We start from the raw sequence: 13,676 nt of genomic DNA, 5'->3' as shown, positions 1-13,676 counted from the left end.
TTCCTGTAGGAGCTGCCGCAGGCTGCGATCTTTTGATCTTAAAACGTGATGATTAAGCCCGCAGAGTCCGCGTCATGCGCAACGCCAGCAAACTCCCGCCAACAATCACACCCGCCAACAGATACAACGCCGCATCGGTCGACCCGGTGCTGTCCTTGACCCAACCCACCAGGTACGGGCTGAGGAAACCGGCCATCTGCCCCATCGAGTTGATCAACGCCAGTCCGCCGGCCGCGGCGCCCGCGCTCAACAGCGCGGTCGGCACTGGCCAGAACATCGGCAGACCGGTCAGCGCGCCCATGGTCGCAAGGGTCAGGCCGAGGATCGCGATGGCCGGGTTGGCGGCGAAGTTCACCGCGATCAGCAGGCCGAGGGCGCCCATCAGCATTGGCACCACCAAATGCCAGCGACGCTCTTTGCGCAAGTCCGCCGAACGCCCGACCAGCAGCATGAACACCGCCGCCAGCAGATACGGAATCGCGCTCAACCAGCCGATCACCAGGTTGTCGCTGAAACCGAGGTTCTTGATGATCGACGGCAGCCAGAAGTTGATCGCGTACACGCCGCTCTGGATGCAGAAGTAGATCAGGCCAAACGCCCAGATCGCCGGGTTCTTGAATACCGCAAGCAACGAGTCGGAGGTGGTTTTCGGTTTGTTCGCCAGGTCTTCGGCCTGATCGGCTTCAAGCACCGCGCGCTCGTACGGGCTCAGCCACTTGGCGTTGGCAAAGCTGTCACTCAGCAGGAAATAGGCGAGGGCGCCGAGGATCACGGTCGGAATGCCTTGCAGCAGGAACATCCACTGCCAGCCCGCCAGGCCGCCCTGCCCGGCGGCGAAGTGGTTGAGGATCCAACCGGAAAACGGGCTGCCGAGCAGGCCGGAGACCGGGATCGCCGACATGAACAGCGCCATGATCCGCCCACGGCGAAACGTCGGGAACCATTGCGAGAGATACAACACCACACCGGGGAAGAACCCGGCTTCGGCCGCACCAGTGAACAGGCGCAGGGTGTAGAACTGGGTCGGGGTGGTGACGAACAACAGGCAGGTCGATAGCGTGCCCCACGTGATCATCATCAGCGCGATCCAGCGCCGTGGACCGAACTTGGTCAGCGCGAGGTTGCTCGGTACGCCGCACAGCACGTAGCCGATGAAGAAGATCCCGGCGCCGAGGCCGTACACGGTTTCGCTGAATTTCAACGCGTCGAGCATCTGCAGCTTGGCAAAGCCGACGTTGACCCGGTCGAGGTAGTTGAACAGGTAGCAGATGAAAATGAAGGGAATCAAACGCAGGGTGATGCGTTTGTAGACGGCGTTTTTACCGTCGTCGATGGTCTGGGTAGCTGCGGCGCTCTGCGACATAGCGGCTCTCTCTTTATTATGATTTTTTGCGATGCACAGGTTAACGTTGATCGCCCCGAGAGTCTCGGCCACCTGTGGCCGGATTGTCTTTGTGCCTGAGCACAGGGTTTGCCGCCAGACCCTGTGCGGGTGAACAACCGTCCGCCGCCGCTGCTTAAGGATTTTGCCGATCATGTTCGAACTCGATCACGACCTCGCTCAGGATATCGTCGACCGGGCCATGGCCATTTTGCCCTACAACGTCAACGTCATGGACAGCCAGGGCCTGATCCTTGGCAGCGGCGAGCTGGAGCGCATCAACACCCGTCACGAAGGTGCGCAACTGGTGCTGGCCAACGGGCGGGTGGTAGAGATCGATGCACAAACCGCCGTGCACTTGAAGGGTGTGCAGCCGGGGATCAACCTGCCGCTGATGCTCGATCAACGCCTGATCGGCGTGCTCGGTATTACCGGCGAGCCGGAGCAACTGCGCACCTACGCCGAACTGGTGCGCATGACTGCCGAAATGCTCGTTGGTCAGCGCAATCAGCAGGCCGAGCAGCAATGGCGGCGCCAGCGTTGCGATGACCTGCTGGCGTTGCTGTTGAGCGATGCCGGCGACTCGCCGCGGCTGGTCGATGAGGCGCAGCAACTGGGGCTCAAGCCGCAGTTGACCCGGGTGCCGTACCTGTTCGAGCTGGGCCTGGAACAAGGGCCGGGACAAACCGTCGAGGCGCTGAGTGCGTGGCTGACCTCGCGCTACCCGGACAGCTGGTGCGTGAGTTCGGCCAAGTCATCGCTGCTGTGGTGCCGGCCCGCAAGTCAGACGGTTGAGCATGATCGTTTGCTGGAAAAACTCGATGGCCTGGGCTGGAACATTCTGCGCATCGCCGTGGGCGGGCAGGCGGATGGGCTGGCCGGTTTGCGCCGCTGTTATCGACGGGTCGGCGATCTGCTGGCGTATGGGCGTGAGGTGCTGCCGCAGTCGCGACTGCTGACGCTCAATCGCTATCGTTTGCCGGTGATGCTCTGGCGCCATCGCAATGACGACGCGCTGGATGAACTGCTCAAACCGTTGCGCAAAGTGATTGCCAAGGACGGTAACGGCCAGTTGCTCGCGACCCTGCGCAGTTGGTGTGAACACGACGGCCAGAGCCAGGCCTGTGCCGATGCGCTGGGCATTCACCGCAACAGCTTGCGTTACCGGATGGAGCGGATTGCCGAGATCAGCGGAGTTGATCCGTTGCGGCTGGACGGGATGTTGGCGTTGTACCTTGGGGTGCAATTACTGCCGCAGACTGATCCGGCGGTATGAGTTGTTCTTAAGGCCGCCATCGCTGGCAAGCCAGCTCCCACAGGTTTACAAGGTGATTACAAGTTATGTAGCCACTGAAGATCCCTGTGGGAGCTGGCTTGCCAGCGATGAGGCCAGAGCATTCGGCATCAAGTCCAAGGCTTTTGTAGAAATGAACAATAAACGCCAACCGCCCTTGTGCAGCGGACAGGCGTCAATGCGCGTGCCGACTGGCAGCATGAAGCGCATTGGAACTGGAGAATTCGCATGAAGATCGTCATTGCCCCCGATTCGTTCAAGGACAGCCTGAGTGCCCAAGGCGTTGCCGAGGCCATTGAGCTGGGCCTGGCGCAAGTCTGGCCGCACGCCACGCTGGTCAAATGTCCGATGGCCGACGGCGGCGAGGGCACGGTGGAGTCGATTCTTGCTGCCTGCGAAGGCGAACTGCGCCGGACTCGGGTACGCGGGCCGCTGGGCACTCCGGTCGATGCGGCGTGGGGCTGGCTGCCGCACAACCACACCGCGATCATTGAAATGGCCGAGGCCAGTGGTTTGCAGTTGGTGCCTACGGGGCAGCGCGATGCCTGCATCACCAGCACCTTCGGCACCGGTGAACTGATTCGCGCCGCACTGGATGCCGGTGCGCAACGGGTGATTCTGGCCATTGGCGGCAGCGCCACCAACGATGGCGGCGCCGGCGCGATGCAGGCGCTGGGGGTGAAATTGCTCGATGCACAAGGTCAGGTGCTGGTACCGGGCGGCCTGGCCTTGGCGCAACTGGCGCGGCTGGACTTGAGCGAGCTTGATCCGCGTCTGGCCCAAGTGCGGTTCGACATCGCCGCCGACGTCAACAATCCACTGTGCGGGCCGCACGGTGCCTCGGCGATTTTCGGCCCGCAAAAGGGCGCGTCACCGGTACAGGTGCAACAACTGGATCAGGCCCTCGGTCACTTCGCCGACTTCTGCGCGCAAGCGTTGGGCAAAGACGTTCGCGATGAGCCGGGCAGCGGCGCGGCCGGCGGGCTGGGCTTTGCGGCGAAAGCGTTTCTGGGCGCGCAATTTCAAGCAGGCGTGGAAGTGGTGGCCGAATTGGTGGGCCTTGCGGAAGCGGTCAACGGCGCCGATCTGGTGATCACTGGCGAAGGTCGCTTCGACGCGCAGACCCTGCGCGGCAAAACGCCGTTTGGTGTGGCGCGGATTGCCAAAAAACACGATGTCCCGGTCATTGTCATCGCCGGCACGCTCGGCGAGGGTTATCAGGAGCTCTACGAGCACGGCATCGACGCCGCATTCGCAGTCACCAGCGGCCCGATGACCCTGGAGCAGGCCTGCGCCGAAGCTCCACGCTTGTTGCGCGAGCGCGCGACGGACATCGCCCGGGTCTGGCAAATGGCCAAAGTCAATAACTGACTGCGTGAAGATGTTGTGGCGAGGGGATTCATCCCCGATGGGCTGCGAAGCAGCCTCCTGCGCTTTTCGCTAAAAACCAGTTTTGAGATTTTGCGACTGCTGCGCAGCCGATCGGGGATGAATCCCCTCGCCACAGAGGGTTGGTGTCAGGGTGTTTCAGTGTTGAAACACCTTGAAAAATATTTCTGCTTTACACGAAATCTTCCTAAAGCCCAGCCGATACAGAGGTCAGGCGCACACAGATTCCCTCGAACAGTGCCGCCGGACTGACCCCGCTCAAGGGCCAGTGATGACGGCAAGGACGCTCGCAGTTACCTCTATCCGAGAGTCCAACCATGTCCTTGCGTAACCTGAATATCGCGCCTCGTGCTTTCCTCGGTTTTGCCTTTATCGCCTTGTTGGTGATTGTCCTTGGTGTGTTCGCCGTCAACCGCATGTCGACCATCCGCCAGGCCTCCATCGACATGGAGACCAATCAACTGCCCAGCGTCACGTACCTTGGCGTGGTAACGGAAAACGTTCTGCGCCTGCGGATTCTGTCGTTCCGGATTCTGGTCAACCGCGACCCGGCAGGCCTGCAAGAAGCGCAAACGCGCATCGGCGTGCTGGTGGACAAGGTGCGCAGTGCTCAGGCCAGTTACGCCGCGTTGCCGGCAGAGGGCGAAGAGCGTGCGTTATATCAGACGTTCGCGACCACACTCGACAACTACCTGCAAGCGCAAAACCAGATGATGGAGCTGTCGCGCCAGGACAAAGTCGACGAGATGCGCACCCTGATCAACACGCGGATCAAGGACGGCACCGACCAGATGGGCGAACAGCTCAACAAGCTGATCGCAATCAACGCTGCAGGCGCGAAAGTCGCCTCCACGCAGGCCGGTGAGCATTACGACAGCGCCATTACCGGCATCGTCATTGTGGCTGTTGTCGCGGCGCTTGCCACCGTCCTGCTGGCCCTGCTGCTGACCCGCAGCATCGTCACCCCGCTGAACCGTGCCGTGCAGGCGGCGCAAACCATCGCTGGCGGCAACCTGACCCAGTCGATTGAAGTGGATGGCAAAGACGAAGCCACACAATTGCTGCAAGCCTTGTCGACGATGCAGACCAATCTGCGCAAAACCATCGAACAGATCGCCGGCTCCGCCACCCAGTTGGGCGCCGCGGCCGAAGAGCTGAGCGCAGTCACCGAAGAAGCCTCCCGTGGCTTGCAACAGCAGAACAACGAGATCGAACAGGCCGCCACCGCCGTCAACGAAATGACCGCCGCGGTGGAAGAAGTCGCACGTAACGCGGTCTCGACCTCCGAAGCCTCGAACCAGTCGACCCAGGCCGCCCGCGAAGGTCGCGATCAAGTGGTGAAAACCGTCGACGCGATCCAGACCATGACCCATGACGTGCAGAGCACTGCGCAAATGATCGAAGGCCTCGCCGCGCAGGGTCGCGACATCGGCAAGGTGCTGGATGTGATCCGCGCCATCGCCGAACAGACCAACCTGCTGGCCCTTAACGCGGCGATCGAAGCGGCGCGCGCCGGTGAGGCCGGGCGTGGTTTTGCGGTGGTGGCGGACGAAGTGCGTGCCTTGGCCCATCGCACCGCGCAGTCGACTCAGGAAATCGAAAAAATGGTCGCCGGCATTCAGAACGGTACCGGCGAAGCTGTGTCGTCGATGCAGCAAAGCAACCAGCGCACCCAGACCACGTTGGAAATGGCTCGTGCCGCTGGCGTGGCACTGGAGCAGATTACCCAGTCGATCCACCAGATCAACGAGCGCAACCTGGTGATCGCCAGCGCCTCGGAAGAACAGGCGCAGGTCTCGCGTGAGGTCGACCGCAACCTCGTCAACATCCGTGATCTGGCTACGCAGTCCGCCGCCGGGGCCAACCAGACCAGCGCCGCGACCCATGAACTGTCGCGTCTGGCGGTGGATTTGAATGCGATGGTGGCGCGGTTTGTGATTTGACCTAGGGTGAAGGCTGGAGACCGCGCTATCAGGAGACGTACATGCGCTATTCAGCCTTGACCCAACGCATCGCCGGGGAGGGTGCAGCGGCGTGGCAGATTCATGACCGCGCGCTGGCGTTGCGCGCCGAGGGAGTCGACATCCTGCTGCTGAGCGTGGGTGATCCGGATTTCGACACGCCGCTGCCGATCATCCACGGCGCCATCGACAGCCTGTTGGCCGGCGATACGCATTATTCCGAAGTACGTGGCCGACTGGCGCTGCGCAAGCTGATCGCCGCTCGCCACCAGCGGCGCAGCGGTCAGGTGGTGGATGCCGAGCACGTGATCGTGCTGCCCGGCGCGCAATGCGCGGTGTATTCGGTCGCTCAATGCCTGCTGGATCCGGGTGACGAGGTGATCGTCGCCGAGCCGATGTACGTGACCTACGAGGGCGTGTTCGGCGCGTGCGGCGCGACGGTGGTGCCGGTGCCGGTGCGGCCGGAAAATGGCTTTCGCGTCGACCCCGCCGATGTCGCCGCGCGGATCACGCCGAAGACCCGCGCGATGTTGCTCAACAGTCCCAATAATCCTTCCGGCGCGAGCCTTTCCCTGCTGATCTGGCAGGAGCTGGCGGCGCTGTGCGTGCGTCACGATTTGTGGCTGATCAGCGACGAGGTCTACAGTGATCTGCTTTACGAGGGCGAGCACATCAGCCCGGCGAGTCTGCCGGGCATGGCCGAACGTACGGCGACCATCAACAGTCTGTCGAAGTCCCACGCCATGACCGGTTGGCGCATCGGCTGGTCGATCGGGCCGAAAGCGCTGGCCGAGCATCTGGTGAACCTGTCGTTGAGCATGCTTTTTGGCCTACCGGATTTTGTGCAGAAAGCGGCGGAGATTGCGCTGCACAGCGATCTGCCGGAGGTGACACAGATGCGCGAGGAATATCGTTTGCGCCGCGATCTGGTCTGCGAGCATTTGCGCGGCTGCCCGGGGTTGCAACCGATTCGCCCGGATGGCGGGATGTTCGTGATGGTCGATGTGCGCCAGACTGGGTTTGGTGCGCAGGCATTTGCCGAGCGGCTGCTGGAAGGTTACGGGGTGTCGGTCCTGGCCGGTGAAGCGTTCGGGCCGAGTGCGGCGGGGCATATTCGCATCGGGCTGGTGCTGGACAGGGTGAAGTTGGCGGATGCCTGTGCGCGGATTGCGTTGTGTGCGGTGCAGTTGTTGCAGGCGCGTAGTGCCTGACAGTTTTGTGTTGCCTGTCCCGGCCTCATCGCTGGCAAGCCAGCTCCCACAGGTTCTTCAGTGTTCATTACAGTTCAGAACGACACAAAACCCTGTGGGAGCTGGCTTGCCAGCGATTTGGCCAAAACAGGCACTGAAGATCTCAGCCCTGCCAAGCCACCGGATTCACCAGATTCACCGGCTTCCCCCCAGCCAAAGCCGCCAGCAGATTGTCCACTGCACACCTGGCCATCGCCTCCCGCGTCTCATGCGTCGCCGAACCCATGTGCGGCGTTGCCACCACATTATTCAGCTGCAACAACGGCGAGTCATGATTCAGCGGTTCACGCTCGAACACATCCAGCCCCGCCGCGCGAATCCGTTGATGGCGCAGCGCGTCGATCATTGCCGCTTCATCCACCACTTTGCCGCGAGAGATATTGATGAAGATGCTCTCGGGGCGCATCAGCGCAAATTGCTCGGCGCCGATCAAACCTTCAGTCTGCGCGGTCAGCGGCAAGGTAAGACAGATGAAATCCGCCTCTTGCAGCAGCGCCTCAAGGCTACGGTACTGCGCGTCAAAACGCGCCTCGACTGCCGGTTTGCGCGACTGGCTGTGATAAAGCACCGGCATGCCAAAACCGAAATGCCCGCGCTGCGCCAGCGCCTCGCCGATGCGACCCATGCCGATGATGCCCAGGGTCTTGCCGTGCACATCGGTGCCGAAATGTGCCGGGCCGATGTTGCGGTGCCACTGGCCGCTGCGCACCATGTTCGCCAGTTCCACCACGCGCCGGGCCGTGGCGAGGATCAGGGCGAAGCCAGTGTCGGCGGTGGTCTCGGTGAGCACATCCGGGGTGTTGCTGAGAAGGATCTTGCGTCGGCTCAGGTAGTCGATGTCGTAGTTGTCGACGCCCACCGAAACGCTGGCAATCGCCTGCAGTTGCGGCGCCAGATCGAGTAGCGCGGCGTCGAGTTTCAAGCTGGCACCGAGCAAACCGTGGGCGCTCGGCAAGGCGTCGCGCAGCTTCATCAGGCCGTCGGCGTCGAGGCTTTCGATCAGCGTCACGTCACAGTGTTGCTGCAGGCGCGCCATCAGCGCTGGCGACAGTTTCTTGTACAGCACGACTTGCTTTTTCATGGGCAAAAATCTCTTCAGGAATGCGCCGGCACAGGACGCGTGGCAACGGCTTTGGCCACGACACGATCACTGGCGCCGGGCTTGAGAAAAATTGTCAGCACCACCGACAGCAGCAACGCGCCGCTCATCAGCAGGTACGAAGCACCGGGCGAACCGGTGGAGCTATTCAGGTAGCCGACCAGGTACGAGCCACCGAACGAACCGAGCGCGCCCATGCTGTTGATCAGCGCCATGGCCCCACCGGCAACGTTGGCCGGGAGGATCTCCGGAACGATGGCGAAGAACGGCCCGTAAGGCGCGTACATGCAGGCGCCGGCGATCACCAGCAGCGTGTAGGACCACCAGAAATGTTCCGCGCCCAAGGCGTAGGAGCCGTAGAACGCGATGGAGGCGATCAGCAGCGGCGGCCAGACGAAGCGTTTGCGTTTTTGCAGCTTGTCCGAGCCCCACGACACCCCGAGCATACCGATCACCGCCGCCAGATACGGCAGCGCCGACAGCCAGCCGGCTTCGATCATGTCCATTTGCGCGCCGGCCTTGAGGATCGACGGCAGCCACAGCACGAAGCCGTAGACGCCAATGCTCCAGCAGAAAAACTGCAGCGCCAGAATGATGACCTTCGGCGAACGGAAGGCTTCGGCGTAGTTCTTCACCGCTTTGATCCCGACCTGTTCGGCGGCGAGAGCGCTTTCCAGATCGTGCTTTTCCTGATCGCTCAGCCACTTGGCCTGAGCCGGACGATCATCGGCCAGTTTCCACCAGATAAACGCCCAGAGCACCGCCGGCAAGCCTTCGATGATGAACATCCAGCGCCAGCTGAAGTGCTGCACCAGATAGCCCGAGACCACCGACATCCACAACATCGTGACCGGGTTGCCGAGGATCAGAAACGTGTTGGCCCGCGAGCGCTCGGCACGGGTGAACCAGTGGCACAGGTAGACCAGCATCGCCGGCATTACTGCGGCTTCGACCACGCCGAGCATGAAGCGGATGACGATCAGCCAATAGGCGTTGGAGACCACGCCGGTCAGCGTGGCGAGCCCGCCCCAGAAGATCAGGCTGAAGAAAATCAGCTTTTTCACGCTGTGCTTTTGCGCGTAGATCGCCCCGGGCACCTGGAAGAAAAAGTAGCCGAGGAAGAACAGCGCCCCGAGCAATGAAGACAGGCCCGGGGTGATCATCAAGTCGGCGGCCATGCCGGACGCGGCGGCGAAGCCGTAGTTGGCACGATCGAGGTACGCCAGGCTGTAGGTGATGAACACGATCGGCATGATGTACCACCAGCGGCGGGCGGCGAGGGTTGTGGTTTTCATGGTGTTGCTCCTGAGCTTGTTGTTTTTGTCGCAGCAGGTTCAATTAATGGGTTGTCTGAGCGGGCCTCATCGCTGGCAAGCCAGCTCCCACAGGTATCTCGGGTAAGTCGACTATTGCATTCCCACCGCCGAACCCTGTGGGAGCTGGCTTGCCAGCGATGGCGGACTGGAATTCAGCGATGAGCTCGGACCGGGTCGGCAACCCCTCCATATCCCCGCGACTCTGCACCGCCCGACTGCCAATCCAGTTGGCGCGTTGCACCGCCTCGGCAAAGCTCTGATGTTCAAGCAGGGCACTGATCATGCCGACGGCAAATCCGTCGCCCGCACCCACGGTGTCGACCACGTTGGCCACCGGCACTCCGGCGACAAACCCCTGATCCAGTTGCGTGCGGTAATAGGCGCCTTGCGGCCCAAGCTTGATCGCCACGGCTTCAGCGCCCTGATCGAGATAGAACGCGGCGATGTCCGCCGGGTCTTCGAAGCCGGTCAGCAAGCGACCTTCGCTCAAACCCGGCAGTACCCAGTGGGCGAGGGCGGCGAGGCGATTGATTTCGCGGATCATCTCCCGTTCGCTGGCCCACAGGCTCGGGCGCAGATTGGGGTCGAACGACACGCTGCGCCCGGCATGGCGCATGCGTGTCATCAGCTCGAACGACATTTCCCGAGCGCTGGCTGACAGTGCCGGTGGAATCCCGGTGGCGTGCAGGTGACGGGCGCTGAGCAAGGTATCGGTGATCGACTGGACGGACAGACGACTGGCCGCGGAGCCACGGCGGAAATACTCGACCTGTGGGTCGCTGCCATCGTCGTTACGGGATTTGAACTGGAAACCGGTCGGGTGCTGGTGATCGACCGCGACGTGACTGCAATCCAGACCTTCCTTGATCAAGGTCTCGACCACGAAACGTCCGAGGGAATCGGCGCCGACCCGGCTCAGCCACGCCACATTGAAACCCAGGCGCGACAGGCCGATCGCCACATTGCTGTCGGCGCCGGCAATGCGTTTATGAAAATGCTCGACTGCAGCCAGATCACCGGTCTGCTCGGCGACCAGCATCGCCATGGTTTCACCGAACGACAGAATATCGATCTCAGACATGGGCAGGCTCCAGACGCGATTGGCCAAGGCGGGCGAGGGCGGCGACATGTTCGGTGGTCAGTGCCACCAGGTCATCGCCCTGCAATGGGTATTCGGCGGCGCGCATAACGCCTTGGGCCATGTGCCGCAGCAGTTGTTCCCACAAATGCAGGTCGCTGACGGCGGGCGGCACGGCGACCAGTTTGCCGTCGGCGCGCCGGGCCACGGCTTTGCAGTGCACGTAGCCGACATGCCGTCCGAGCAGACGTGCGGCGTTGGCGGCGGACTGGTCCTGCCACTGCCAGTTGCCGATGTCGAAGGTCATCTTGATCGGCAAATCATGCTGCTCGACCGCCGCGAAAAAGCGCTGGAACGGCTCGATGCGGCCGCCATGCAAGGTCTGGTCGTTTTCCACCAGCAATTGCACCGGGCTGTTGCCCAGCAGTTGCTGCAGCGCCTGCAGATCACAGTTGTCGGTGAAATAGCCGAGCGAGACTTTCAGCCATTTCGAGCCAAACGCCTGGGCGTGTTGCAGGGCGTTGATCAATTCGGGATTGGGCCGCGCCTGACCGGCGAGCCACAGTTCGGTCGGCGACGAATAGATGCTTTGCAGACCCTGCGCCTGGGTGGCGGCTTGCAATTGTGCAGGCACTTCGCGGGTCAGCAACTCTTCGCGCCATTCGATGCGATCGGCACCGGCGGTGGCCAGCACGTCGATGAAGAAATCTTGCCCGCGTTGGCGCACAAGCTCGGCGCCGTAGCTGGACAGGCTGATGGAAACGGCGGGTTTATTCATTGTTATCTGCCTCTGAAACCGGTTTCATTTTTGTTCAAAAAAATATCAGGTGGTTCTGTGATGGCCTTTCGGGCCGCATCGCTGGCAAGCCAGCTCCCACAATGTTCTGGGGGATTGGATAGATTGCATTAACACCCCAATCCCTGTGGGAGCTGGCTTGCCAGCGAAGGCGTCAGCTCACACACCACCATTCCCTCGGGTAGAACCGCGCTCAATCAGCACCGGGGCAAAATCGAGCCTGCGTGGGATCTCGACATCCCCCCGCAAACGCTTCAACAGACACTCAAACGCCCGCGCGCCAATCTCGGCCGTTGGCTGGGCGAGGGCGGTAATCCCGCTGCCCACCAACGGGTACCAGTCCAGGTCATCCAGGGCAATCAGCCCGACATCCGCGAATAACCCGCAGCCGATTTCGCGCAAGGCGAGGGTGCAGGCCAGCGCCGCCACGCCGTTGGCGCAGAACAGTGCTTTAGGCCCGGTAGCCGGTGTGTTCAAAAAGGTTTGAAGATCAGTGGCGAGTGTGTCGCCGGTTTCCAGCACGGCCCCGGTCAATTCGGAACGCTGGGCAATCTGCGCCTGAAAACTGCTGACCCGCTCGATCCGCGAACTGGTGCCGTCATAAGGTTCAGTCACCATCAACACATCGCGATAGCCGCGCTGCTCAAGGTGCGTCAGGGCCATCTCGACAGCCTGCGCGTTGTTCAGCCCGAGCATGTCGCTATTGAGGCCATCGACCTTGCGATCCACCAGCACCAGCGGCATTTCCCGGTGCAGTTCGTGGAGTTCGTCACGGTGATGACCGAGGGTGTTCACGATCAGCCCTTCGATGTTGTACGAGCGCAACAACGCCAGGTGTTGGCGTTCCTGCTCGTCATCGCGGTCGGTGTTGCACACCACCAGGCTGTAGCCATGCGCACGGCAGGCGGTTTCCACCCCGTGCATTACAGCAATCGAATAAGGGTTGCGGATATCGGCCACCAGCATGCCGATCAGGCGCGTGCGCCCGCGTTTCAGACCACGGGCCATCTGGTTCGGGCGGTACCCCAGCTCGCTGATCGCCTGCTCGATACGCAGGGCGATGGCATCGGAGAGCAGGGCGCGGTCATCGCCGATGAAGCGCGAGACGCTGGCCTTGGACACGCCGGCGAGTTCGGCAACATCGAGCATGGTCACGCGGCTGCGCTGGGCGGCGGAAAAGTCGTTCACGGTGTGAAACCTTATTATTGGATTTATTCGTTTCGTGCGCCGCGATGGCGCTGAAACCGGTTTCAGGAAACACCAGAAGCCGACGCTCCGTCAAGTGAATGCGCGTGGTACTTCAACGTGGCGCCGACGGGCGGTGCTTAGCGTTATTGAGGTATCTGCGCAATGCTCAGCCAAACAGGCCGGCAGCAATGTTGATCGAAAAGCCCAGAATCGCGGTGTTGAACACAAACCCGATCAACGACTGCGCCAGGACGATCTTGCGAATGTCGCGGGTAGCCACGCCGACATCGGCCGTCTGCACCGCGACGCCGATGGTGAAGGAAAAATACAGGAAGTCCCAGTAATTGGGCGTGGTCAGGCCTTCGGCAAAACGCAGGGCCGGTTCCTTGCCGTCCCAGGTGTAAAACAGGCGTGCGTAGTGCACACAGAAGATCACCCCGATCACCAGCCACGAACCTACCACGGTGACGGCGGTGAAGGCGTAATGCAGAAGTTTGCGATGGGTATCCAGATCCTTGGTGCCGGCCAGTTCCAGGGTGATGGCGGCGAGACTCGCCAGGGCTGCGATACACACCACGAACAGCACCAGCCCGGCGTTTTCGTCTTCGATGACGGCAATACGTTTGACGTCCGGCGCCTTCGCCCGAACGGTCAACCAGAACATCAGGATCAGGTAGGTCCAGACGCCCGCATTCCAGCCGATGAGGATTTTGCTGACGATGGCGTCGGCAGGAACCAGCAGGCCGGTGGCAAGGCCAACCAGAGCGGCGGCGGACAGGCGAGGGTGGGTGCGGGCGAGAAAGCGCATGGGGATTCACAGTGATGATCGATCCCTGCACCTTAGCGCACGCTATCGTGCTTTTGTAGGCGCTGCAGGCTGCGATTCTTTTGATTCTGTTCTATCAAGATCAAAAGATCGCAGCC

At 61.8% G+C, this 13,676-nt stretch carries 11 protein-coding genes; 4 read left to right on the top strand and 7 right to left on the bottom strand.

Annotated elements, in window-relative coordinates; all coding sequences use genetic code 11:
- Positions 1 to 52: 52 nt before the first annotated feature.
- Positions 53 to 1,363: an MFS transporter gene (locus tag AB1J88_RS07615; protein WP_430289934.1), complete on the bottom strand. Its 1,311-nt coding sequence runs from the start codon at positions 1,361 to 1,363 to the stop codon at positions 53 to 55.
- A 172-nt stretch (positions 1,364 to 1,535) separates the two neighbouring features.
- On the opposite strand from AB1J88_RS07615, the gene AB1J88_RS07610 reads away from it, so the two are divergent.
- The 4 genes from AB1J88_RS07610 (at position 1,536) to AB1J88_RS07595 (ending at position 7,236) form a co-directional block, all read left to right on the top strand.
- A complete protein-coding gene (locus AB1J88_RS07610; protein WP_430289935.1) occupies positions 1,536 to 2,657 on the top strand; it encodes a sugar diacid recognition domain-containing protein in 1,122 nt (373 codons plus the stop codon).
- A 246-nt stretch (positions 2,658 to 2,903) separates the two neighbouring features.
- Positions 2,904 to 4,046 (top strand): glycerate kinase, encoded by a 1,143-nt coding sequence (locus AB1J88_RS07605; RefSeq protein ID WP_430289937.1) that lies wholly within the window; start codon positions 2,904 to 2,906, stop codon positions 4,044 to 4,046.
- A 335-nt stretch (positions 4,047 to 4,381) separates the two neighbouring features.
- Positions 4,382 to 6,007: a methyl-accepting chemotaxis protein gene (locus tag AB1J88_RS07600; RefSeq protein WP_108182650.1), complete on the top strand. Its 1,626-nt coding sequence runs from the start codon at positions 4,382 to 4,384 to the stop codon at positions 6,005 to 6,007.
- Positions 6,008 to 6,048: 41 nt separating this feature from the next.
- A complete protein-coding gene (locus tag AB1J88_RS07595) occupies positions 6,049 to 7,236 on the top strand; it encodes a pyridoxal phosphate-dependent aminotransferase (RefSeq protein ID WP_108182651.1) in 1,188 nt (395 codons plus the stop codon).
- A gap of 142 nt (positions 7,237 to 7,378) precedes the next feature.
- Here AB1J88_RS07595 and AB1J88_RS07590 read toward each other — a convergent pair whose 3' ends face one another.
- The 6 genes from AB1J88_RS07590 to AB1J88_RS07565 form a co-directional block, all read right to left on the bottom strand.
- The gene (locus tag AB1J88_RS07590; protein ID WP_430290666.1) at positions 7,379 to 8,356 is read right to left on the bottom strand and encodes a 2-hydroxyacid dehydrogenase; all 978 of its coding nucleotides are present in this window, start codon (positions 8,354 to 8,356) and stop codon (positions 7,379 to 7,381) included.
- Positions 8,357 to 8,370: 14 nt separating this feature from the next.
- Positions 8,371 to 9,669: an MFS transporter gene (locus AB1J88_RS07585; protein WP_430290665.1), complete on the bottom strand. Its 1,299-nt coding sequence runs from the start codon at positions 9,667 to 9,669 to the stop codon at positions 8,371 to 8,373.
- Between the two features lie 43 nt (positions 9,670 to 9,712).
- Positions 9,713 to 10,771 carry a sugar kinase gene (locus tag AB1J88_RS07580; RefSeq protein ID WP_430290663.1) on the bottom strand — a complete coding sequence of 353 codons (1,059 nt, stop codon included), beginning with the start codon at positions 10,769 to 10,771 and terminating at the stop codon, positions 9,713 to 9,715.
- Positions 10,764 to 11,546, bottom strand: a complete 783-nt coding sequence (locus AB1J88_RS07575; RefSeq protein ID WP_430290662.1) for an AP endonuclease — start codon at positions 11,544 to 11,546, stop codon at positions 10,764 to 10,766. The genes AB1J88_RS07580 and AB1J88_RS07575 overlap by 8 nt, the downstream gene beginning before the upstream one ends.
- A 177-nt stretch (positions 11,547 to 11,723) precedes the next feature.
- Complete coding sequence (locus AB1J88_RS07570; RefSeq protein WP_430290661.1) at positions 11,724 to 12,752, bottom strand: LacI family DNA-binding transcriptional regulator; 1,029 nt, start codon at positions 12,750 to 12,752, stop codon at positions 11,724 to 11,726.
- Positions 12,753 to 12,918: 166 nt separating this feature from the next.
- Positions 12,919 to 13,560 (bottom strand): DUF1345 domain-containing protein, encoded by a 642-nt coding sequence (locus AB1J88_RS07565; protein WP_198758109.1) that lies wholly within the window; start codon positions 13,558 to 13,560, stop codon positions 12,919 to 12,921.
- Positions 13,561 to 13,676 lie beyond the last annotated feature (116 nt).

Source organism: Pseudomonas sp. S8 (assembly GCF_050473925.1).
In the GTDB taxonomy this organism is placed as follows: Bacteria; Pseudomonadota; Gammaproteobacteria; order Pseudomonadales; family Pseudomonadaceae; genus Aquipseudomonas; species Aquipseudomonas parakoreensis.
The sequence above is the reverse complement of the archived record's forward strand: the minus strand, read 5'-3'. Positions and strand labels throughout refer to the sequence as shown.

Bases quoted from the DNA above. Each gene is read 5' to 3' on its own strand.
- AB1J88_RS07585 (WP_430290665.1), bottom strand. From the start codon at position 9,669: ATGAAAACCACAACCCTCGCCGCCCGCCGCTGGTGGTACATCATGCCG.
- AB1J88_RS07605 (WP_430289937.1), top strand. From the start codon at position 2,904: ATGAAGATCGTCATTGCCCCCGATTCGTTCAAGGACAGCCTGAGTGCC.
- AB1J88_RS07610 (WP_430289935.1), top strand. From the start codon at position 1,536: ATGTTCGAACTCGATCACGACCTCGCTCAGGATATCGTCGACCGGGCC.
- AB1J88_RS07580 (WP_430290663.1), bottom strand. From the start codon at position 10,771: ATGTCTGAGATCGATATTCTGTCGTTCGGTGAAACCATGGCGATGCTG.
- AB1J88_RS07615 (WP_430289934.1), bottom strand. From the start codon at position 1,363: ATGTCGCAGAGCGCCGCAGCTACCCAGACCATCGACGACGGTAAAAAC.
- AB1J88_RS07600 (WP_108182650.1), top strand. From the start codon at position 4,382: ATGTCCTTGCGTAACCTGAATATCGCGCCTCGTGCTTTCCTCGGTTTT.
- AB1J88_RS07575 (WP_430290662.1), bottom strand. From the start codon at position 11,546: ATGAATAAACCCGCCGTTTCCATCAGCCTGTCCAGCTACGGCGCCGAG.
- AB1J88_RS07595 (WP_108182651.1), top strand. From the start codon at position 6,049: ATGCGCTATTCAGCCTTGACCCAACGCATCGCCGGGGAGGGTGCAGCG.
- AB1J88_RS07590 (WP_430290666.1), bottom strand. From the start codon at position 8,356: ATGAAAAAGCAAGTCGTGCTGTACAAGAAACTGTCGCCAGCGCTGATG.
- AB1J88_RS07565 (WP_198758109.1), bottom strand. From the start codon at position 13,560: ATGCGCTTTCTCGCCCGCACCCACCCTCGCCTGTCCGCCGCCGCTCTG.